The organism is Micromonospora sp. NPDC047730 (genome assembly GCF_043204765.1).
Taxonomy (GTDB): Bacteria; Actinomycetota; Actinomycetes; order Mycobacteriales; family Micromonosporaceae; genus Micromonospora.
Map to the genome: position 1 here is coordinate 69,834 of NZ_JBIDCU010000019.1, position 20,199 is coordinate 90,032.

18 protein-coding genes are annotated in these 20,199 nt (G+C 74.4%); 6 read left to right on the forward strand and 12 right to left on the reverse strand.

What is annotated here, in order from left to right:
• Nucleotides 1-14 precede the first annotated feature (14 nt).
• Entirely contained in the window at nucleotides 15-710 is a 696-nt protein-coding gene (locus ACGF5G_RS30135) for a class I SAM-dependent methyltransferase (protein WP_393268948.1), read from the reverse strand.
• Nucleotides 711-884: 174 nt separating this feature from the next.
• On the opposite strand from ACGF5G_RS30135, the gene ACGF5G_RS30140 reads away from it, so the two are divergent.
• The gene (locus ACGF5G_RS30140; RefSeq protein ID WP_007072071.1) at nucleotides 885-1,088 is read left to right on the forward strand and encodes a cold-shock protein; all 204 of its coding nucleotides are present in this window, start codon (nucleotides 885-887) and stop codon (nucleotides 1,086-1,088) included.
• Nucleotides 1,089-1,136: 48 nt separating this feature from the next.
• Here the strand turns inward: ACGF5G_RS30140 and ACGF5G_RS30145 are convergent, their stop codons facing one another.
• The 5 genes from ACGF5G_RS30145 to ACGF5G_RS30165 all read right to left on the reverse strand — a co-directional run bounded on the left by ACGF5G_RS30145 (nucleotide 1,137) and on the right by ACGF5G_RS30165 (nucleotide 6,434).
• The gene (locus tag ACGF5G_RS30145; protein ID WP_393268951.1) at nucleotides 1,137-2,474 is read right to left on the reverse strand and encodes an MFS transporter; all 1,338 of its coding nucleotides are present in this window, start codon (nucleotides 2,472-2,474) and stop codon (nucleotides 1,137-1,139) included.
• The gene (locus tag ACGF5G_RS30150) at nucleotides 2,471-3,046 is read right to left on the reverse strand and encodes an ArsR/SmtB family transcription factor (RefSeq protein WP_393268953.1); all 576 of its coding nucleotides are present in this window, start codon (nucleotides 3,044-3,046) and stop codon (nucleotides 2,471-2,473) included. The genes ACGF5G_RS30145 and ACGF5G_RS30150 overlap by 4 nt, the downstream gene beginning before the upstream one ends.
• A gap of 147 nt (nucleotides 3,047-3,193) precedes the next feature.
• Nucleotides 3,194-4,060, reverse strand: a complete 867-nt coding sequence (locus ACGF5G_RS30155; protein WP_393268956.1) for a hypothetical protein — start codon at nucleotides 4,058-4,060, stop codon at nucleotides 3,194-3,196.
• A 147-nt stretch (nucleotides 4,061-4,207) separates the two neighbouring features.
• Nucleotides 4,208-5,914 (reverse strand): CocE/NonD family hydrolase, encoded by a 1,707-nt coding sequence (locus tag ACGF5G_RS30160; protein WP_393268958.1) that lies wholly within the window; start codon nucleotides 5,912-5,914, stop codon nucleotides 4,208-4,210.
• A 4-nt stretch (nucleotides 5,915-5,918) separates the two neighbouring features.
• Complete coding sequence (locus ACGF5G_RS30165) at nucleotides 5,919-6,434, reverse strand: MarR family transcriptional regulator (protein ID WP_350709378.1); 516 nt, start codon at nucleotides 6,432-6,434, stop codon at nucleotides 5,919-5,921.
• Between the two features lie 166 nt (nucleotides 6,435-6,600).
• Between ACGF5G_RS30165 and ACGF5G_RS30170 the strand changes: the two genes are divergently transcribed.
• Nucleotides 6,601-8,730 (forward strand): MMPL family transporter, encoded by a 2,130-nt coding sequence (locus ACGF5G_RS30170; RefSeq protein WP_393268961.1) that lies wholly within the window; start codon nucleotides 6,601-6,603, stop codon nucleotides 8,728-8,730.
• 125 nt (nucleotides 8,731-8,855) lie between these two features.
• Here the strand turns inward: ACGF5G_RS30170 and ACGF5G_RS30175 are convergent, their stop codons facing one another.
• A complete protein-coding gene (locus ACGF5G_RS30175) occupies nucleotides 8,856-10,253 on the reverse strand; it encodes a DedA family protein (RefSeq protein ID WP_393268962.1) in 1,398 nt (465 codons plus the stop codon).
• 135 nt (nucleotides 10,254-10,388) lie between these two features.
• Between ACGF5G_RS30175 and typA the strand changes: the two genes are divergently transcribed.
• The gene (gene typA, locus ACGF5G_RS30180; protein WP_393268965.1) at nucleotides 10,389-12,257 is read left to right on the forward strand and encodes a translational GTPase TypA; all 1,869 of its coding nucleotides are present in this window, start codon (nucleotides 10,389-10,391) and stop codon (nucleotides 12,255-12,257) included.
• Nucleotides 12,258-12,330: 73 nt separating this feature from the next.
• Here typA and ACGF5G_RS30185 read toward each other — a convergent pair whose 3' ends face one another.
• Nucleotides 12,331-12,996 carry a class I SAM-dependent methyltransferase gene (locus tag ACGF5G_RS30185; protein ID WP_393268968.1) on the reverse strand — a complete coding sequence of 222 codons (666 nt, stop codon included), beginning with the start codon at nucleotides 12,994-12,996 and terminating at the stop codon, nucleotides 12,331-12,333.
• Between the two features lie 65 nt (nucleotides 12,997-13,061).
• On the opposite strand from ACGF5G_RS30185, the gene ACGF5G_RS30190 reads away from it, so the two are divergent.
• Entirely contained in the window at nucleotides 13,062-13,922 is an 861-nt protein-coding gene (locus ACGF5G_RS30190; RefSeq protein ID WP_393268970.1) for a serine hydrolase, read from the forward strand.
• Between the two features lie 40 nt (nucleotides 13,923-13,962).
• Here the strand turns inward: ACGF5G_RS30190 and ACGF5G_RS30195 are convergent, their stop codons facing one another.
• Complete coding sequence (locus ACGF5G_RS30195) at nucleotides 13,963-14,760, reverse strand: tyrosine-protein phosphatase (protein ID WP_393268973.1); 798 nt, start codon at nucleotides 14,758-14,760, stop codon at nucleotides 13,963-13,965.
• Nucleotides 14,761-14,876: 116 nt separating this feature from the next.
• Between ACGF5G_RS30195 and ACGF5G_RS30200 the strand changes: the two genes are divergently transcribed.
• Together ACGF5G_RS30200 and ACGF5G_RS30205 are read left to right on the forward strand one after the other, a co-directional pair.
• The gene (locus ACGF5G_RS30200) at nucleotides 14,877-15,977 is read left to right on the forward strand and encodes a mandelate racemase/muconate lactonizing enzyme family protein (RefSeq protein WP_393268976.1); all 1,101 of its coding nucleotides are present in this window, start codon (nucleotides 14,877-14,879) and stop codon (nucleotides 15,975-15,977) included.
• 50 nt (nucleotides 15,978-16,027) lie between these two features.
• Entirely contained in the window at nucleotides 16,028-16,945 is a 918-nt protein-coding gene (locus ACGF5G_RS30205; RefSeq protein ID WP_393268978.1) for an NlpC/P60 family protein, read from the forward strand.
• 63 nt (nucleotides 16,946-17,008) lie between these two features.
• Here ACGF5G_RS30205 and ACGF5G_RS30210 read toward each other — a convergent pair whose 3' ends face one another.
• The 3 genes from ACGF5G_RS30210 to pnuC all read right to left on the reverse strand — a co-directional run bounded on the left by ACGF5G_RS30210 (nucleotide 17,009) and on the right by pnuC (nucleotide 20,187).
• On the reverse strand, nucleotides 17,009-18,010 hold the full coding sequence (locus ACGF5G_RS30210; RefSeq protein ID WP_393268981.1) for a TerC family protein: 1,002 nt from the start codon (nucleotides 18,008-18,010) through the stop codon (nucleotides 17,009-17,011).
• A gap of 321 nt (nucleotides 18,011-18,331) precedes the next feature.
• Nucleotides 18,332-19,537, reverse strand: coding sequence for an AAA family ATPase (locus ACGF5G_RS30215; RefSeq protein WP_393268983.1), 1,206 nt, complete (start codon nucleotides 19,535-19,537; stop codon nucleotides 18,332-18,334).
• Entirely contained in the window at nucleotides 19,534-20,187 is a 654-nt protein-coding gene (pnuC, locus tag ACGF5G_RS30220; protein WP_393268985.1) for a nicotinamide riboside transporter PnuC, read from the reverse strand. Before pnuC ends, ACGF5G_RS30215 begins: the two co-directional genes overlap by 4 nt.
• Nucleotides 20,188-20,199: the final 12 nt, after the last annotated feature.

Here is a 20,199-nt window from a genome sequence, read left to right on the forward strand (position 1 = left end):
TGAGGAGCCCGGGGTCACCGGGGGCGCAGCACCTGGACCCGCCGGACGGGCGTGTCGACGGCGGGCTCGGTGGTCGGCAGGACATAGCTCGTCACGGCCGCCAGCACGTCCGGCGGCAGGTGCCCCCGCCCGGGTTCGCCGACGAGCACGTCCGCGCCGGTCGCGGCGGCCCGGCGCAGGAAGGGCAGCACCCGCGCCGTCATCGCCTCGTCGTAGAGCACGTCCCCGGCCACCAGCAGGTCCACCTCGGACGGATCGGAGTCGAGCAGGTCGCCGCCGGTGGCCGCGACCGTCACCCGGTTGGCGCGGGCGTTGACGGTCACCGCCGCGACCGCGTACGGGTCGATGTCGTTGGCGACCACGCGGTCGGCGCCGGCGAGCGCGGCGGCGATCGCCACCAGGCCGGACCCGGCGGCCAGGTCGAGCACCCGCCGCCCGGCGGCGAGGTCGGGATGGTCGAGCAGGTGACGGGCGAGGGCCTGCCCGCCGGCCCAGACCGAGGCCCAGTACGGCGGCGGCAGGGCGTGCCCGGCGTGCGCCTCCATCCGGGCCCACCACACGATGGCGTCCTCGGCCAGGTGCAGCCGCACCTCGGGCACGAACGGCGCCCGCACCAGCCGGAGCCGGTCCAGGCCGGCGCCCGGAGCGTCGATCTCGCGCTCCAGCTCGGTCAGCGCGACGGCTGCGGCACCTCTCACCGGCGCAAGCATGCCCCAGCGAGCCGGTCGCCGCGCGGCTTTCGCCCAGTGGCCCCAAGAGTTCACCACGCCGCCTACGGCACTTCGGCCAGCAGATCGGCGTTCGGCCGGTTACTGTCGGGGAGGTACCGGGCGATCATCGGTCGAGCACCGAGGGATCACCCGCTTGGGAACAGGGAGAGATGCATGGCAACCGGCACGGTTAAGTGGTTCAACTCGGAAAAGGGCTTCGGCTTCATCGAGCAGGACGGCGGAGGGCCGGACGTCTTCGTCCACTACTCGGCCATCGCGACGAGCGGTTACCGGGAGCTGAACGAGGGCCAGAAGGTCGAGTTCGAGGTGACCCAGGGGCAGAAGGGTCCGCAGGCGGACAACGTCCGCCCGATGTAGATCCGTGCCGGTGGCGGCGGCCGGGAGCCGGCCGCCGCCGCAGCGCGTTCAGGGCACCTCCGGCGCGGCGGGCAGGTCCCGGCGCCGCCGCAGCGGCCCGACCAGCAGGATCACCGGGGTGAGCGCCAGCCAGCCGGTCATCACCGCGATCGCGGTGCCGGTCCCGTACGCCGCGCCGACCGCCCCGGCCAGCAGCGCGGCCAGCGGGATCGTGCCGTAGTTCAGCATCTGCATGCTCACCGTGACGCGGCCCAGCAGGTGGTGCGGAGTGTAGGTCTGCCGGAAGCTGCCCTTGACCACGTTACCGACCGCCACCCCGAGGCTGATCAGCACGCCGCCGACCGCCGGCAGCACCAGCGCGCCCGCGGGGCCGGCGAGCGGGATCAGCAGCGCCGGCGGCCCGCTGAGTGCCCCCGCCAGCAGCAGGGCCCGGGCGGTGCCGAGGCGCCGGCCGAGCCTGGTGGCCAGCAGCGCGCCGACGATGCCGCCGAGACTCATCACCGCGACCAGCGCGCCGACCGACGCGGGCGCGAGGCGCGCCTCCCGGACGAGGAAGAGCACCAGGACGGCCTGGTAGCCGACCAGCCCGACGTTGCTGGCCGCGCCGAAGACGGTGAGTGCCCGCAGGTAGGGGTCCCGGGCGACGAACCGGATCCCCTCCCCGATCTCGCGTCGCAGCGACCGGGACCGCCGCACGCGCCCGGGAGGCTCCTCGACGGTGCGGATGCGCAGCAGGCAGACGGCGGAGAACAGGAAGCTCAGCGCGTCGAGCAGCAGCGCCGTGACCGCGCCGGCGAGCTGCGCGACCCCGCCGGCGAGCCCGGGGCCGAGCACGTAGCTCGCGGTCTGGGTGGCCTGGAGCTTGGCGTTGCCCTCCGGCACCTGCTCGGGGCGCAGCAGCACGGGCAGGTAGACCTGGTCGGCGGTCTCGAAGAAGACCCGGGCCAGGCCGGCGCCCAGCGCGACCACCAGCAGCTGCCCGACGGTCAGCACGCCGAGCAGGGCGGCGACCGGGACGCTGAGGAACAGCGCCGCGCAGACCAGGTCGCAGGCGATCATCAGGGGCCGGCGCGGCAGCCGGTCCACCCAGGCGCCGACCGGCAGGCCGACGAGCAGCCAGGGCAGCCAGGAGGCGGCGGTGAGCACCGCGACGCCGAAGGCGCCGGCGTCGAGCACGGTGACCGCGACCAGGGGCAGCGCCACGGTGGTGACGTTGCTGCCGACGGCACTGGCCGTCTGCCCGGCCCAGAGCAGCCGGAAGTCCCGGTGCCGCAGCAGGCCGCCGCGTCGTACCCTCGGGTCGCCCGACGGGGGCGGCGCGGCCGCCGGCGGGGTCTCGCCGGCGGCAGGGGTACGGGGCGGCGCGGAGCCGGCGGCCCGCGTCACGGCGTGGCCGGAATGCCGTAGGCGAACAGGAAGACCGGCTCGCGTTTCCGCCCGTCGTCGGGCACCTCCCGGTCGGCCCACCGGGCGAGCAGGTCGTTCACCTCGCGCCCCAGCTCGGCGAGTTCCTCGTCGGTCAGGTGCAGCCAGCGGTCGGTGGAGAACGGCCCCGAAGGCCAGGCGGCCTGGCGGGCCTCGTCGGTGGCGTGCCAGGCGCGGGCGAGGGCGACGTGCCGGTCCAGGTTGAGCGAGGTGGCGGCGTCGGCGACCGCCCGGGCGGCGGGGTCGGCGTCGAAGTCCGAATGGGACCAGCGCACGCCCCGGCTGACCAGGCGCCACCAGCGTTCCCGGCGGTCGCGGGCCAGCTCGGGCGCCTCCTCGAGCAGCTCGGCGCCGGCCAGCACCCTGAGGTGGTGGCTGACGTTCGCCGGCGCCTGGTCGGTCCGCTCGGCGAGCTGGCCGACGGTCGACGGGCCGTGCACCTTGAGCACGTCCATCAACCGGCGACGCAGCGGGTGGGACAGCGCGGCAAGGACCCGCGAGTCGGTGACCTGGCGCACCTCAGGGTTCGTCATGCCGCCAGTCTGGCATCGGCAACGACGGTTGCGCAAGAATCATTGCACAATTGTCGTTGCCGGTTCCGTCCCGCCGCGCACAGCGGTTCGACACCCGCTCGCGACCGCCGACGGTCGGGGCCGCCGACGGTCGGGGCCGCCGGCGGCTCAGGCGGCCAGCCGGCGGCTCAGTTCGTCGGCGACCTGCGCGGCCATGGTGGCGGGGATCGCCGCGGCGATCTTCTCGGGGGTGAGGGTGGCGAGCACGCCCGCCACGATCGCCTGCTCGTCGGTGAAGTCCTTGCTGGACAGCGCGGTGAGCTGCGCGACGATCGTGTCGAGCCGCTGCATCGTGTAGTCCAGCTTCGCCACGATGCTGTTGCTGGCCTTCTCGGGGCCGCCCGCGTCGGGGTCGACGCTGCGCCCCATGCTCGACCCGCCGTAGAACATGCCGGTGTACATGCTGTTGATCTGACTCTCGGCCTGTGCGCTCATGTCGTCCTCCAGAAGTCCGATGGCGGTCAGGTAGCGGCGAAACAGCGGGGTCTGGTCGCGTCTCGCCTTGATCGAGTCGCGGAAGAAACTGAAGTGGGTGTGCCACAGGTGGGAGTCGTCCCCGCTCGTTCGCTTGCGCAGGCGGTCCCACCGTCGGACGACCCTGCCGTCCGGGGAGTAGATGATCTCCCTGATGTCCCGGCTGTCCGGGGTGTTGGCGACGCACTGCGCCACGCACCAGTTGGAGAAGGTGCGCAGGTCGTGCGTACGGCCGCCGGAGTCGACCGCGAAGAGGCCGACGTCGAGCGCCGCCGCGTCGAGGGTCAGGCCGGCGGAGTCGCGCGGCGACTCGACGACGGAGTAGTCGTTGGGCACCACCCGGTCGGAGCCGCAGTGGTAGCCGCCCCGGTGGGCGGGGTCGCCGACGATGCCGACCTCGTCGGGTTCGAGGTCCTGGCTGCGACTGGTGTCGGGGTCGATGTCGAGGTGGTCGAGCAGCAGACGGCGGACGGTCAACAGGTTCTCCGGTGCCCGCGTCATGGGATTCCCCCTTGCGGATGGTCAGGGGCCGGGCACGACGGTGACACCGCGTAGGCGGTGTGGGGCCGCACGCGCGAGCCCGGCCGAGTGGTGCACAGCGCCGGGCGTTGGCCCAACCATAGCGCCGCCGATGAATGAATGCCCAGCTCAGAAGGGGTTTTTTCGACTGGTAGAAAGCTGCGTGGGGGTCGCCGTGATCGGCAGGACCACTGCGGACGGTCGCTGCGGGTCGTGCAGGATTTCTCGCCATCCGGCACGGAGGGTGACGGCAGCACCGAGGGCTTCGCCGGTGCCGGGGTTGCGCGCATATCGCGGATGGGCGCCGCCGGAGACCTGGACCCGCAGCCGGTGCCCGGGCGCGAACCGGTGAGCCGTCGGCCAGAGCTCCACCGGCACGCGCACCACCCCTTCCGGGTCGGTGGGGTACCGGCCGGGCGCGACGCGGACCAGCCCGTCGCAGACGTTCCAGGACCGGCCGCGCCGGTCCACGTCGCACAGTCGCACGAAGACGTCCAGGTGGGACAGTTCGCTGCGGAGGTGGATCTCGGCGCGTACCGGGCCGACCACTTCGACGGGCGCTTCTAGCGGGGTGCTGGTGAAGGTCAGCACGTCGGGTCGGGCCTCGACCGGGCGGTTGTCCACCGGCCCGGCACGCTGGGCGACGAGCAGTGGCCCGCCGAGCGAGGGCGTCGGGTCGGCCGGGTCGTAGCGGAAGCGATCCGACGCCGACGGGACCGGCGCCGCGGTGTCCAGCCGGCCGCCCGGGTGCAGGTGCCACCGGATCGGCGCGGCTGGCGGGGGCCAGTCCGGCAGGTCGCGCCAGCCGCCACCGGCCCCGCCGACGTGCACCCGGACCGGGGCCGCCCGGCCGGCGGCGGTGCCCCGCCGCTCCGCCCGGTGCGGCGGGCGGCCGGCGAGGTGCTCGTCGAGCCAGTCCAGCCCCTCACGCAGGGCGGCGACGAACAGCCCTGGGCTGCCGTGGGTCCACGGCCCGACGGTCAGCCGGGGGTGGGCACCGGCCGCGCGCAGCGCCGCGAAGTCGCGCAGCTGCGCCGGCAGGAAGATGTCGTGCCAGCCGGTCACCATCGCCACCGGGGTACTGACCTCGGCGATCCGGTCGCCGAAGACGCGGTCGCGCCAGTAGCCGGCGTCCGGAGTGTGGTGGCGCAACCACTCCTGGAAGAACGGCACCGTCACGCCGGTGGCCACGCGGTCCGCCTCCAGCAGCGGCAGGTGCGCCAGCGCCGCGGTGAGCCGGGGCTGGCCGCGCTTGAGCTCCCACTGCCGGGCCAGCCACGGCACGGTCTGCGCCTGGAGCAGCTCCGCCCAGGTGAGGACCGTGTCCAGGGCGAAGGACTCCCCGGCGTACGTCGAGTCGCGGGTGCCCGAGGCGGTCACCACCGCGACCATCGCCCGCAGCTCCTGTCCCGCGTCGGCGGCCAGGGCCCACTGCACGAAGCCCTGGTAGCTCGCGCCGAACATGCCGAACGCGCCGGACCACCAGGGCTGGCGGCGCAGCCAGTCGAGGGTGTCCAGGCCGTCGTCGCGCTCGTGCACCAGCGGGTCGAAGGTGCCGCCCGAGCCGAACGTGCCGCGGCAGGACTGGATCACCACGTGGAAGCCTCGCTCGGCGGCCAGCCGGCCGAGCAGCCGCATCGGCCCGCCCCGCCCGTAGGGGGTACGGATCAGCACGGTGGGCGCGCCGGGGAGGTCCGGGGCGTAGTGGTCGGTGCGCAGCGGCACACCGTCGCGGACCCGCACCGCGATGCCGCGGGTGACGGTGACCCGCCGGGTGCGCGCGGGCGGCAGCCGCAGCGCGGCGGCGGCGAGCCGGACGGCCGGCCGGTCGAGCACGACGTCAGCCCTTCGCGCGCCGGGGCGGCTCGTCGCGGGCGGCCCGGACGGTGTCGCGGTGCTCCCGCATCGAGGCGGTCATCGCGGCCATGAACCGGTGCACGACCTCCAGCTCGTCGTCGCCGAAGCCGGCCATCACCTCGTCGGTGCGCCGGCCCAGCGGGCGGAAGAAGTCCGTCGCCAGCGCCGCGCCCCGCTCGGCGTAGTGCAGGAAGACCTTGCGCCGGTCGGCGGTGTCGCGGTCGCGGCGGATGTGCCCGGCGCGCTCGAGCCGGTCGATCAGCGCGGTGACGGATCCGGAGGAGAGGCTGAGCTGCTCGCCGAGGCGCCCCGGGGTGATCGGCTGGCCGGCCAGCTCGGCGTCCATCACCGCGATCAGCGCCTGCAGGTCGGTGGCGCCCAGCCCGTGCAGGTTGGCGAAGGCGTGCCCGACGTGCTGCGCGTCGACGGAGTAGCGCCGCAGCTCGGCCGCGATCTCGGCGACCAGCTTCTCGCGGCGGGTGTCGCGCCGCCGGTACATGCCGTGGCCTGTCACGTCCGCCGTTTCCTCCCGCCGCCGCTCCGGTTGCAGCATAACTCAGCAGCCTATAATCTCGATTATCGAGATACTCGACGGTCGGCATACTTCCGGTGGCGGCGAGGTCTTGCGTCGAAGCAGTCCCGCCGAGAGACCGTGAGGGCATCCGATGTCTGTGTTCACCCGCGTGGCCCGCGGACGACCGGCCGCGTGGCTCACCGTGGTCACCGCGATCGTCCTCGGCGCGGCCGTCTTCGGGCTGCCCAAGCCCGACAACCCGGCTCCCGTCTCCGCCACCGGCCTGTCCGTCGAGTGGCAGTCGACCCAGGTGGAACGCCTCCAGGACCAGTTGCCCTCCCGCGACGTCCAGCCGGCGATCGTCGTGGTCAGCCGCGTCGACGGCGGGCCGCTCACCGAGGCCGACCGCGCGGCGCTCACCGGACAGTCCGGCGACCTCGGCCGGTTCGCCGCCGACGGCCGCGTCAGCCCACCGCAGGTCTCCCCCGACGGCACCGTCGCGCTCGTCGCCGTGCCACTGTCCACCGGCGGCGGGCAGGAGGAGGTCGCCGGCCGGGTCGACGAGCTCCGCGCCTCCCTGGACGACGTACCCGAGACGCTCACCGTCGAGGTGACCGGCGGGCCCGCGTTCACCACCGACCTCACCAAGGTCTTCGACGGCGCCGACACCACGCTGCTCGTCGTCACCGCCTGCGTCGTCGCGCTGCTGCTGCTGATCACCTACCGCAGCCCGTTCCTGTGGATCGTGCCGCTCGTCGTCGTCGCGGCGACCGAGCAGCTCACGCTGCGCGCCCTCGACACGATCGTCCCGGCGGTCGGCATCAACCTGCCCGGCGGAGCCGTCACCGGCATCGCCAGCGTCCTGGTCTTCGGCGCCGCCACCGACTACGCGCTGCTGCTCATCGCCCGTTACCGGGAGGAGCTGCGCCGCGAGGAGGACCGCTTCGTGGCGATGCGCGCCGCGCTGCGCCGCACCGCCGAGCCCATCCTCGCCAGCGGCTTCACCGTCGTGCTCGGCGTGCTCACCCTGCTGCTGTCCGAGCGGGAGCTGAACCGCGCCCTCGCCGTGGCCTGCGCGACGGGCGTCGTCCTCGCCATGCTCTCCGCGCTGTTCGTCCTGCCCGCCGCACTGGTGATCTTCGGCCGCGGCCTGTTCTGGCCGTTCGTGCCCCGGGTCGGCGGCGCGGTCCGCGAGGGCCGGCTGTGGGGCCGGCTCGGCGCCGCCGTCGAACGCCGTCCGGTGCCGGTCGCCGTGCTCGCGACGCTGCTGCTCGCGGGGCTCGCCCTCGGCGGGCTCGGCATCCGCACCGGCCTGTCCGAGACCGAGCAGTTCCGGGTCAGACCCGAGGCGGTGGCCGGCGCGGAGACCCTCGCCCGCGCCTTCCCCGCCGGGACGACCCAGCCGGTCGCGGTCCTGACCACCCCCTCGGCGGCACGGGCCGTCACGGACGCCGCCGCAGCCGTGCCCGGCGTCGCCTCGGCGCGGCCCGGCGAGGCGGGCGCGCGGGTCGCCCAGGTCGACGTCGTCCTCGACGCGGAGCCCGGCACCGCCGCCTCCGACCGCACCGTCGAGGCGCTGCGCGACGCGGTCGCTGCCGTGCCCGGCTCCGCCCCGCCCGCGGTCGAGGGCGCCGCCGCGTTCGACGGGGCCGTCGTGGGCGGCCCGGTCGCCGCGACCCACGACTCGGGCGCGGCCGACGGCAGGGACCTACGGCTCATCCTGCCGGTCATCCTGCTGCTCGTCGGCGCCGTACTCGTGCTGCTCCTACGCGGCCTGATCGCACCGGCGCTGCTCGTGCTCACCGTGATCGCGTCGTTCTTCGCCAGCATCGGCGCGTCGTGGCTGATCTTCGACCACGTGCTCGGGTTCCCCGCGCTGGACAGCGGCGTGCTCCTGCTCGCCTTCGTGTTCCTGGTGGCGCTGGGCGTCGACTACAACATCTTCCTCGTCACCCGGGCCCGCGAGGACGCGCGGCGCACCGGCACCCGGGACGGCATGCTGTCGGCCCTGCGGGTCACCGGCGGCGTCATCACGAGCGCCGGCATCCTGCTCGCGGCGGTCTTCGCCGTGCTGGGCGTCCTGCCGCTGATCCTGCTGACCCAGATCGGGATCATCGTCTGCATCGGCGTCCTGCTGGACACCCTGCTCGTCCGGACGGTCCTGGTGCCGGCGCTGGCGTTCGCGCTCGGCGAGCGCTTCTGGTGGCCGGGCCGGATCGCCCCCGAGCCCGCCACGCCCCACGCCCCGACCCGCCCGGAGCCGGCGGCGGCCCGGGACTGACCGACGCGATCCGGGGCCGTGGCGGGGACCAGCGCGTGCCGGGTCACCATCGGGTGTACCTGGCCCGCCAGGTCGGGGTCGCCCACCCGGCGACGTCACGGCCCCGGCGGAGGCCGCGGACCCGGTCAGGCGTCGGCGCGCACCGCCGCCGGTTCCGGTTCCGCCGGGGCGTCGCCCACCGCCCGGTCGCGGGTGGCCCAGGCCACCACGAACAACACCGTCCACGCCACCCCGAGCAGCACCGCCGTGGCGCTGCCGCTGGCGGTGCTCCACCCCAGGTAGAGGCGGGCGCCGACGATGCCGACCATCCCGGCCGCCGCGCCGGTCCAGGCGGCCACCGCCACCGGCCAGCGCGCCCCGCGCGACAGCAGCCAGGCGAGGGTGCAGAGGCTGGCCGCCACCACGGCGTTCTGCGTCGGGAACAGGGCGGGATCCCGGCTCCCCGGGCCGCCGGTGGCCGAACCCGTCAGGTCGACCACCACGGCGAGCACCACCAGCGGCACGAACGCCCCCACCGTGCCGACCACGCTGAGCAGGTCGGCCCGCCAGGGCCGGTTGCGCCAGGCCAGCACCGCGGCCACGACGGCCACCAGCACGATCAGCGTCGACCCGCGCAGCGCCGAGACGACCACCAGCGTGACGTCGACGGCCCCCGGCGTACGCCGGTCGGCGAACCAGTCGGCGATGGCCCCGTCGATCACCGCCAGCCCGCTGTGCCGGACCACCGCCCCCAGCACCCAGGCGATGGCGAACCCCGCCACGAAGAGCAGCAGCAGCCCGCCGACCAGATTGATCAGCAGCGTCCAGGCCGGCCCCACGTGCATGGCGAGCAGGAAGAACAGCACGCCGTAGCGGCCGCTGAGCCAGCGCACCGGCCGCAGCCCGGCGGCCCGGGACGCCAGCGCCCGCGCCGGGTCCGGGTTGCGGCCCAGCCACCGTCCCGCCAGCACCACCGCGACCAGCGCGGCCACCAGCACCAGCACGGCGCCGGTGGCCCGCCCCAGCAGCCGGGAGACCGTCTCGTACGACTCGCCGGCCAGGTTGCCGGCCAGCACCGAACCGCCCACCCAGGTCACCACGCCGGCGAGGTTCCACGGCGCGAACCGCCGGTACGGCATCCCCGCCGCGCCGGCCAGCCGGGGCACCAGGGTGCGGGCGAAGGCCACCCAGCGGGCGGTCAGCACGCCACGCCCGCCCAGCCGGCCCAGCATCCCGTCCGCCCGGCCCCACCGCTCGTGGCCCACCCAGGCCCCGAGCCGGCCGGCCCGCAGCCGGGGCCCGTACCGGCGGCCGGCACGGAACGCGAGTGTGTCCCCGATCACGGCTGCAAGGATCATCACCAGCAGGGCCGGCGCGAGCCGCAGCGTCCCCGCGTACGCTAGGAAACCGACCAGCAGCAGGGTCGCCTCGCCCGGCACCAGCAGACCGAAGATCACGGCGGTCTCCCCCGCGACGATCATCGCGGCGATCACATAGATCAGCAGGGGCGGCAGGCCCTGCAGCCAGGTCAGCAGGTCGTGCATCGGGCCCCCATTCCCACGGGGGTCAGCATGCCAGGCGCTGAAACGGTCGGAACATCAGTTTCGGCAGAGATCCGGGCCATCTGGGGGGAGACCCCGACGCGTGCCCCGGCAACCGCAGACAGGAGTATGAAGCGTATGCAGCTTCGCACCGACCTCCGCAACGTCGCCATCATCGCCCACGTCGACCACGGCAAGACGACCCTGGTCGACGCCATGTTGCGGCAGGCCGGCGCCTACGGCGCCCGCGGCGAGGTAACCGAGCGGGTCATGGACTCGATGGACCTCGAACGGGAAAAGGGCATCACCATCCTGGCCAAGAACACCGGCGTGCGGTACATGCCGGCGGACGGCTCCGACCCGGTGACCATCAACATCATCGACACCCCCGGCCACGCCGACTTCGGCGGCGAGGTCGAGCGCGGCCTGACCATGGTCGACGGGGTGGTACTGCTGGTGGACGCCAGCGAGGGCCCCCTGCCGCAGACCCGGTTCGTGCTCCGCAAGGCGCTCAAGGCCCGCATGCCGATCATCCTCGTGATCAACAAGGTGGACCGTCCCGACGCCCGCATCAAGGAGGTCGTGGACGACACCTACGAACTCTTCCTCGACCTGGACGCCGACGAGGAGCAGATCGACTTCCCGATCGTCTACGCCTGCGCCCGCGACGGCATCGCCTCGCTGACCCAGCCCGCCGACGGCGCGGTCCCGGACGACAGCCACAACCTCGAGCCGCTCTTCCGCACCCTGCTCGACACCATCCCGCCGCCCGCGTACGAGGAGGACGCGCCGCTGCAGGCGCACGTCACCAACCTCGACGCGTCCCCGTTCCTCGGCCGGCTGGCGCTGTGCCGGGTGCGGCAGGGCACCATCCGCAAGGGCGAGACCGTGGCCTGGTGCCGCACCGACGGCAGCACCCAGCGGGTCCGCATCTCCGAACTGCTGATGACCGAGGGCCTGGAGCGCAAGCCCGCCGACTCGGCCGGCCCGGGCGACATCATCGCGGTCGCCGGCATCCCCGAGATCATGATCGGTGAGACCCTGGCCGACGCGGAGAACCCGCAGCCCCTGCCGCTGATCACCGTCGACGAGCCGGCCATCTCGATGACCATCGGCACCAACACCTCGCCGCTGGTCGGCCGGGTCAAGGGAGCCAAGGTCACCGCCCGCATGGTCAAGGACCGGCTCGACAAGGAGCTGATCGGCAACGTGTCGCTGCGGGTGCTGCCCACCGAGCGTCCGGACGCCTGGGAGGTGCAGGGCCGCGGCGAGCTGGCCCTGGCCATCCTGGTCGAGCAGATGCGCCGCGAGTCCTACGAGCTGACCGTGGGCAAGCCGCAGGTCGTCACCAGGGAGATCGACGGGAAGACCTGCGAGCCGGTCGAGCGGCTCACCATCGACGCCCCCGAGGAGTACCTCGGCGCGATCACCCAGCTCCTCGCGACCCGCAAGGGCCGGATGGAGCAGCTGGTCAACCACGGCACCGGCTGGATCCGGATGGAGTGGCTGGTCCCGGCCCGCGGCCTGATCGGCTTCCGCACCGAGTTCCTCACCGAGACCCGGGGCACCGGCATCCTGCACCACGTGTTCGAGTCGTACGAGCCGTGGGTCGGCGAGCTGCGCACCCGCAACAACGGCTCGCTGGTCGCCGACCGCTCGGGCGCGGTCACCGCGTTCGCGATGACCAACCTCCAGGAGCGCGGTCAGCTCTTCGTCGAGCCCGGCACCGAGGTGTACGAGGGCATGATCGTCGGGGAGAACTCCCGCTCCGACGACATGGACGTCAACATCACCAAGGAGAAGAAGCTGACCAACATGCGCTCCTCCACGGCCGACGAGACCGAGAAGCTGATCCCGCCGCGCAAGCTGTCGCTGGAGCAGGCCCTCGAGTTCTGCCGCGAGGACGAGTGCGTCGAGGTCACCCCGGCCGCCGTCCGGATCCGCAAGGTGGTGCTCGACCAGACCGCCCGCGGCCGGGCCGCCGCCCGCCGCAAGCACGCCGGCTGACGTACGACCGCAGCCTTTCCGGAGCCCGGACCGCCCCACGCGGTCCGGGCTCCGCCCGTTCACGACGCCCGGGTCAGGCGGGGCGGGTGGCGAGGAAGGCGAAGAGGTCGGGCACCGGGCCGGGGCCGGACTCGGCCGCGCGGACCAGGGTCAGGCCGGCGTCGGTGACCGCGTTGAGCAGGTCGGCCAGCGGGACGTGCCACGCACCCACCCGCACCCGCACCCCGTGCGGCGTCCAGGCCCGGAAGCTGCGCTCCCGGTCGGCGTAGCCGCCGTCGACCACGATCCGCTCCGCGTCGGACCGGTCGGCGAACGCCCCGACGAAGCACGGGTGCACTCCGACGTGGACGAACCGCCCGCCGGGCGCGAGCACCCGGGCCGCCTCGGCGAGCACCGCCGCGTAGTTCGGCACGTCGGTGTGGGCGAGCACGCACGCCACGGCCGGCACCGAGCCGTCGGCGACCGGCAGCGCCGCCGCGTCGGCGCGGGCCACCGGCAGGCGCGGCCGGGCGTGCCGCAACTGCCCGCCCGACAGGTCGACCCCCACCGGCTGCCACCCCAGCCGGCGCAGCTCCGCCGCCTGCAGGCCGGTGCCGCAGCACAGGTCGAGGCAGCGGCCGGCGCCGGCGCCGAGCAGGTCGCGCAACCGGCCGCGGACCCGGGTCATGTAGTCGCTGGACGTGTCGGTCGCGAACGCCTCGTACCAGTCGGCGTGCGCGTCGTAGGCGGCAACCGTCATCCCCGCACGGTACGGCGCTCCGCCCCGTTCCGCCGCCCCGCCGGTGGTCCGCTACGGTCAGCCGCATGACCTGGGACGAGCTCGACGCCCACCTGGACGGGGTGCCCGGCACCGTGTCGGCGTACGTGGGGCGGCCCGGCGCCGCCCCCGCCTGGACCCGGCACGCCGACGCCACCCACTACGCGGCCAGCACCATGAAGGCGGCGGTGCTCGTCGCGCTGCACCGGGCCGCCGAGGCCGGTGCCCTCGACCTGGACGCCCCGGTGCCGGTGCGCAACAAGTTCGACTCGGCGCTGCCCGGCGCGCCCCGATTCTCCTGCGCCCGCCACTACGACAACGACGAGGCCGTCTGGGACCGGGTCGGCGACAGCGCGCCGCTGCGCTGGCTCGCCCACCGGATGATCGTCCGCTCCAGCAACCTGGCCACCAACATCGTCATCGGCCACGTCGGCCTGCCGGCGGTGGCGGAGGTCTGGGCGCTCGCCGGGGCCCGGCACAGCGTCACCGGGCGGGGCATCGAGGACTTCGCCGCCCGCGAGGCGGGCATCACCAACCTGGTCACCGCCGCCGACCTGGCCGCCCTGCTCGGCGCGCTCGCCACCGGGGCGGACACCCCGGGCCCGCTCGCCTCGCCGGCCGGCTGCGCCGCCATGCTCGACGTGCTGTTCGCCCAGGAGCACCGCGAGGACCTCGCCGCCGGGCTGCCCGAGGGCACCCGCATCGCGCACAAGAACGGCTGGGTGCACGGCGTGCGGCACGGCGCCGGGGTGGTCTTCCCCGACGACGCGCCGGCGTACGCGGTGGTCGCCTGCACCACCACCGACCTCGCCGACGGCGGCCCCGACGGCGACGAGGCGGAGGACGACGCCTGCCGGCTGATCGCCGGGATCTCCGCCGCCGCCTGGGCCGCCCGACACGACCTGTGACGGCCGGTCGGCCCACCTGGGCCGGCGCCGCGCGGTGCCGTCACTCCAGCAGGTGCGCCCGCAGCGCCGCCACGACGTCGTCGGTGATCCCGAGCCCGTCGCGCAGGTACGCCCCGAACGAGCCGTGCACCCGGCGCACCTCCCCGTACGCGGCGTCGAAGTAGTCCTCGCGCGCCTCCAGCACCGGCCGCACCGCCCCGACGTCCAGCCCCGGCTGCCGCCGGCGCATCGCCTCCAGGAGGACCTCCCGCAGGCTCTCGGTCAGCGCGTTGTTCGCCAGGTAGTCCGCCCGGATCGCGGCCTCGTCCACGCCGAGCGCGCTGAGCAGCAGCACCGTCAACCAGCCGGTGCGGTCCTTGCCGGCCGAACAGTGGTAGACCAGCGGCAGGTTCCGCGCCTCCGCGGCCAGCCGCACCGCCGCGCCGAAGCTCTCCCGCGCCGACGCCCCCGTGACGAACCAGCGGTAGATCGCCGCCATCGCCGCCGGGGTGCCCTGCTCGGCCAGGGCCGCGTACGCGCCCAGGTCGTGCCCGAGCAGCACCGCCGAGACGTAGGTGAAGACGGGGTGTTCGGCGTCGTGCACCGGCAGGTGCACGACGGTGGGCTCACCCGGCAGCCGGTCCGGCGGGGCGACCACGATCTCCGAACGGTCCCGCAGGTCGACCACGCAGGCCGGGCCGAGCTTCGCCAGCACCGGCAGGTCCTCGTCGGCCAGCCGGCCCAGCGCCGGGGTGCGGATCAGCACGCCCGGCCGCACCCGCCGGCCGTCCACGCCGACCAGCCCGCCGAGGTCCCGGGCGTTCGGCGCACCCACCAGATCCCAGCCCCGCTCGCTCATGCCGGCACTCCGCTCCGCTCCGTGCCGCCACGAGGCGCCACCGCACCGCACCCCATGATTCGCTCGCTCATGCCGGCCTCCCCTTCGCTCGTGTGTGTCCGTATAGGGTGCCGGACATGACGATCGCCGCGGTGCGCACCCACCGGCTCTCCGCCCCCCTGCACACCCCGTTCGTCACCGCGCTGCGCCGCACCACCACCGTGGAGACCCTGGTGGTGGAGGTCGTCGACGCCGACGGCCGCTCCGGCTACGGCGAGGCGCCACAGGTGTGGCAGGTGACCGGGGCGTCGGTGGCCGGCTCCGAGGCGTGCGTCCGCGACCTGCTCGGCCCGGCGCTCACCGGGCGCGACGCCGACGACCTGGTGGCCCGTTGCACCGAGGTGCAGCGGGCCGTCGCCGGCAACGAGGCGGCGAAGGCGGCCGTCGACGTCGCCCTGCACGACCTGGCGGCGCGGCGGCTCGGCGTACCGCTGGTGCGGCTGCTCGGCGGCACGGCCCTGCGGGTCCCCACGGACGTCACGCTCGCCGCAGGCGACGCGGTGGATCTCGCGGCGGCGGCCCGGCAGCGGCAGGCGGAGGGCTTCGGCGTGCTCAAGATGAAGGTGGGCACCGACGCGGCCGGCGACCTGGAGCGGGTCCGCGCCGTGCGGACGGCAGTCGGCCCGGACGTACGGATCCGGCTCGACGCCAACCAGGGCTGGACCCCGCGCGAGGCGGTCCGGGTGATCCGCGGCGTCGAGGACGCGGGGCTGGACGTGGAACTGGTCGAGCAGCCGGTCCCGCGCTGGGACCTCGACGGGCTGGCCTGGGTCAGCGACCGGGTGGACGTGCCGGTCCTCGCCGACGAGGCCGTCTTCGGCGTCCGCGACCTGGTCGAGGTCATCCGCCGCCGGGCCGCCGACATGGTCAACGTCAAGCTCGCCAAGTGCGGCGGCCTGCACCCCGCCCGGACCCTGCTCGACCTGGCCGCCGCGCACGGCCTCGGCACCGTCGTCGGGTCGATGATGGAGAGCCAGGTGGGCATCGGCGCCGCCGCCAGCCTGGTCGCCGCCTACGGCACCACGGCCGTCGCCGACCTGGACGCCGCGTGGTGGCTGGCCCGGTCGCCGGTGCGGGACGGCCTCCGGTACGACGGCGCGACCGTCGTGCTGCCGGACGCGCCGGGCCTCGGCGTGACCTCCGTGACTGAAGCAAAGATGCAGACTGGCGATTGCTGACTGGCGGAAACTTTCATAGGGTCGCGGGAACGATCGAGCTGGGGGTGGACGTGGAGCTGCAACCGGGCCGGGAGGCCGTGGTCCGGGTCGCCGTCGCGACCCTCTGGGCCTCTCCCGAGGCGGTACGACCCGTCGACGGTCCCGCCCTGGCCGCGCGCACCGACATCGCGGCCTGGATCTCCGGGTTGGACACCGACCAGCAGGTCGGCGACTGCGTGCTGAGCCAACTGCTGCTCGGCGAGCGGGTGCTCGTCACCGACGTGCGCCCGGACGGCTGGGCGCACGTGGTGGCCGTCGAGCAGCCGGCCCCCGGGCTGCACCCGCGCGGCTACCCCGGCTGGCTCCCCGCCGAGCAGCTCGCCCCGGGCGCGGTCCCCGCCGACGCCGAGTCGCTCGTGGTCGACGCCACCGTCACCGCCCTGCACACCGCCCCGGGCGGGGCCGAGGTCGTGCCCGGAGTGGTCCTCGGCACCCGGCTGGCCCCGACCGGCCCGGCGGTCGACGGATGGCGCCCCGTGCACGCCCCCGGTCACGCCGACCCGCTCTGGCTGCCCGCCGCCCACGCCGTGCCGGTGCCCACCACGCCCCCGTCGGCCGGGGAGGTGCTGGACGTCGCCCAGCGGCTGGTCGACGTCGTCTACATCTGGGGCGGCGTGTCCGCGTACGGCATCGACTGCTCCGGCCTGGTCCACCTGGCCTGGCGGCGGCTCGGCGTGCTGCTGCCGCGCGACGCCGACGACCAGGCCGCGGCGACCACGCCGGTGCCGCTGGGCACGGAACGCCCCGGCGACCTCTACTTCTTCGCCCGGCCCGGCCGGAAGATCCACCACATCGGCATCGTCACCGCCGACCCGCGTCCCGGCGACGACCGGCGGATGCTGCACGCCTGCTACCTGCGGCGCCGGGTGCTGGAGGAGCGGCTGCCGGCCGAACGCACCGCCACCCTGGTCGGCGCGCACCGGGTCTGACCCGCGTACGGCACGAGGGGGCGCTCCCGGTCCGGGAGCGCCCCCTCGTCGCGTGGGTACGCCTCAGCGGCGGGCGTCGGACAGCAGGCGGCGCTGGTCGCGGGAGGACTTGACCAGGCTGGCGACGGTCGCCACGGCGAGGGTGCCGAGGATGACGGTCAGCGAGAGCCAGATCGGGATGTGCGGGGCCCAGGAGACGTGCTGCCCACCGTTGATGAACGCCAGGTTGTTGCCGGCCAGGGCCTCCAGCACCAGCTTCACGCCGATGAAGCCGAGCACCACGGCCAGGCCGTAGGTGAGGTAGATGAGCCGGTCCAACAGGCCGCCGAGCAGGAAGTAGAGCTGCCGCAGACCCATCAGCGCGAAGACGTTCGCGGTGAAGACCAGGTACGGCTCCTGCGTGATGCCGAAGATCGCCGGGATCGAGTCGAGCGCGAAGATCAGGTCGGTGGTGCCGATGGCGATCATGACGATCAGCATCGGGGTGAAGATCCGCTTGCCCTTCGGCGAGTGGGTGGTCAGCCTGGCGCCGTCGTAGTCCTTCGAGATCGGCAGCGCCTTGCGGCTCCACCGGATCATCACGTTCTCGCTGAAGTCGTCCTCGTCCGGCTCGCCCTGCCGGACGAAGTTGATCGCGGTGTAGATGAGGAACGCGCCGAAGATGTAGAACACCCAGGAGAACTGGGAGATCAGCGCGGCGCCGGCGGCGATGAACCCGCCCCGCATGACCAGCGCCAGCACGATGCCGATGAGCAGCACCTTCTGCTGGTACTTCCGGGGCACCCCGAAGCGCGCCATGATGATCACGAAGACGAAGAGATTGTCGACCGAGAGGCTGTACTCCGTCAGCCAGCCGGTGTAGAACTCCCCCGCCGCGCCCGCCCCGGAGGCGAGCCAGACGCCGGCGCCGAAGATCAGGGCCAGTGCGACATAGAAGCCGACCCACAGGCTCGACTCACGCACGCTCGGCTCGTGGGGGCGCCGACCGATGATCAGCAGATCCACGAGCAGGATCGCGGTCAGTACGACAAGGGTCGCCGCCCAGACCAGTCCGGACACGTCCAAGGCTCATTCCTCCGGCAGACACGCAACGACGGGCACACCGTACGCCCTCGGTGGGCGCGGTGTGCCGGTGACGCTGACTCTGGTGACTGTCGGAGGTCTCTTCCGTCACCGTCCTGCGGGCGGTGACCGACGGGGCCGGGTCGCGCACCGGGGACCGACGCTCGACCGTGCTGACGACTCCGTCACGGGGGAATACTCCCCTCCTCGTCCGCCATTCTTGCCCACCGGGCCCAGCCACCGCACCTCGGGCTGGCCGTGTCTTAGCCCACCGACAGCCGCCGACCCTCTCGGTGATCCTGAGCGCACTCTGCGTACGCCATCCTAGGAGGCTAGGTGCTCCCGGTTGGCGGGGTCGCGCGAGGCTAGGTGCTCCGGGGTGGCGGGGTCGCGCGGGTCCGCCGGCGACCCGCCGGGCACCAACGGGTCGGCCAGCGGCCAGCCGGCCGCGAGCAACGCGTCGCAGGCGGCCACCGCGCGGGCCAGCCGCTCCGGATGCGGGCCGGTCAGCTCGACCACCGGCACCCCGCACCCGGCCAACTCCGTCCGGAACCGCCCGGTCATCCACGCCCGCAGGTGCTCCCCGTCGCGCAGCCCGTCGTCGTCGAAGGGCACCCCGACGTGGTCGGTCAGCAGGTACAGCGCGGGCCGCCGGGCCGCCGCCCGCACCCGCGCCGACGCCGACCCGAGGTAGCGCTCCTCCCACACGGCGGTGGCCCGGGCGTCGGTGTCGCAGAACAGCAGCGGGCCGCACGACCGGGCCGCCGCGTCCTCCGCCGCCTGCTGCTCCCGGACCACCTCGGCGAAGTCGTCACGGTCCCAGGACACGTCGAAGATCGTGGCCGCCGGGTCCCGCTCGCGCAGCCGGGCCAGCTTCCGTTCGGTCAGCTCCCGGCCGTACTCGGGGACCCACCCGGTGCCGTAGTGCTCCGCGAGGGCGGCGGCCATCGTGGTGGTGCCGGTGGACTCCGCGCCGACCACCACCACCCGCCGCAGGAACCACGCCCGCACCGGCGCGCTGAGCCGGTCCCAGTGGCCCGCCGGGTCCGCACGCACCGCCGTCCCGGAGACCGGCACGCACCGCCGCCCCTGGTCCACGCACACGCCGACGGCGTCGAAGCGCCGGGCCAGTTCCTCGCCGTACGCCTCGGAGGAGAAGACGGCGTCCACCCGCCGCCCGCCCAGCGCCTCGCGGAACACCGCGCAGTGCAGGTCCCACACGGCCGGGTCGGCGTAGTCCACCGGGTGGTCGTCGTATCGGCCGACGAAGCGGACCCACGGGGTGTCCGCGTGCACCTCGCGCAGCCAGTCCAGCCGCAACCCGAGCGGGATCGACTCCCGGCGCGACGGCGCCACCACCACGGTGACGGCCGCGCAGCGGGCGGCGGCGGCCTCGATCAGCCCGTGGTGGCCGGCGTGCGGCGGATAGAACTTGCCCACCACCAGCCCGTGCCGGAACTCCGGCGCCCCCGGCCCGGCCGCGCCGCCGCCCGCCGCCGGGCGTTCGTCGGCCGGCGCCGGGCCCGTCATGCCGCCACCGGGGCCGGACCGGACGGCGCCCGGGTCGCGCCGGCGCCGCGCCGCAGGTCCGCCCGCCACTCGCGCAGCCCGAGCACACAGAGGCCGAGGAAGATCAGGTAGAGCGCCGCCGTGAGGTACAGGCCCTTGTAGGCGTAGAGCGGGATGTAAATCAGGTCGGCCGCGATCCACAGCCACCAGCTCTCCACCAGCTTGCGGGTCTGCCCGTACGTGGCCAGCAGCGACAGCGCGGTGGTCAGCGCGTCCGGCAGCGGCACCGTCGAGTCGGTGGCCCGGTCCAGCAGCACCCACAGCGCTCCGGTCAGCGCCACCCCGGCCAGCCCCAGCGCCCACCACTCCCGACGGCTCGTCCCGCGGACCGTCAGCCGGCTGCGCCGCTCGCCGCCGTAGAGCCACGCCCACCACCCGTACAGGCCCAGGACGACGTAGACGACCTGGAGGCCGGCGTCGGCGTACAGGCCGGCGGTCCAGAACAGCAGCATCAGCAGCAACACGTTGGCGATGCCGACCGGCCAGTTGGCAATCCGCTGCCGGGCCACCAGCCAGACGTTGAGCACCCCGGTGGCGAAGCCCAGCAGCTCCGCGCGGGTCGTGCCGGTGCCCGCCATGGTGAACGCCGTGCCGGTAAGCCAGTCGATCATGCCTCTCCCCTC

Coding starts and splice junctions, on each gene's coding strand:
- ACGF5G_RS30150 (WP_393268953.1), bottom strand. CDS start 3,046: ATGACGAACCCTGAGGTGCGCCAGGTCACCGACTCGCGGGTCCTTGCC.
- ACGF5G_RS30170 (WP_393268961.1), top strand. CDS start 6,601: ATGTCTGTGTTCACCCGCGTGGCCCGCGGACGACCGGCCGCGTGGCTC.
- ACGF5G_RS30195 (WP_393268973.1), bottom strand. CDS start 14,760: ATGAGCGAGCGGGGCTGGGATCTGGTGGGTGCGCCGAACGCCCGGGAC.
- ACGF5G_RS30165 (WP_350709378.1), bottom strand. CDS start 6,434: ATGTACCGGCGGCGCGACACCCGCCGCGAGAAGCTGGTCGCCGAGATC.
- ACGF5G_RS30190 (WP_393268970.1), top strand. CDS start 13,062: ATGACCTGGGACGAGCTCGACGCCCACCTGGACGGGGTGCCCGGCACC.
- ACGF5G_RS30135 (WP_393268948.1), bottom strand. CDS start 710: ATGCTTGCGCCGGTGAGAGGTGCCGCAGCCGTCGCGCTGACCGAGCTG.
- ACGF5G_RS30215 (WP_393268983.1), bottom strand. CDS start 19,537: ATGACGGGCCCGGCGCCGGCCGACGAACGCCCGGCGGCGGGCGGCGGC.
- pnuC (WP_393268985.1), bottom strand. CDS start 20,187: ATGATCGACTGGCTTACCGGCACGGCGTTCACCATGGCGGGCACCGGC.
- ACGF5G_RS30175 (WP_393268962.1), bottom strand. CDS start 10,253: ATGCACGACCTGCTGACCTGGCTGCAGGGCCTGCCGCCCCTGCTGATC.
- ACGF5G_RS30155 (WP_393268956.1), bottom strand. CDS start 4,060: ATGACGCGGGCACCGGAGAACCTGTTGACCGTCCGCCGTCTGCTGCTC.
- ACGF5G_RS30185 (WP_393268968.1), bottom strand. CDS start 12,996: ATGACGGTTGCCGCCTACGACGCGCACGCCGACTGGTACGAGGCGTTC.
- ACGF5G_RS30140 (WP_007072071.1), top strand. CDS start 885: ATGGCAACCGGCACGGTTAAGTGGTTCAACTCGGAAAAGGGCTTCGGC.
- typA (WP_393268965.1), top strand. CDS start 10,389: ATGCAGCTTCGCACCGACCTCCGCAACGTCGCCATCATCGCCCACGTC.
- ACGF5G_RS30200 (WP_393268976.1), top strand. CDS start 14,877: ATGACGATCGCCGCGGTGCGCACCCACCGGCTCTCCGCCCCCCTGCAC.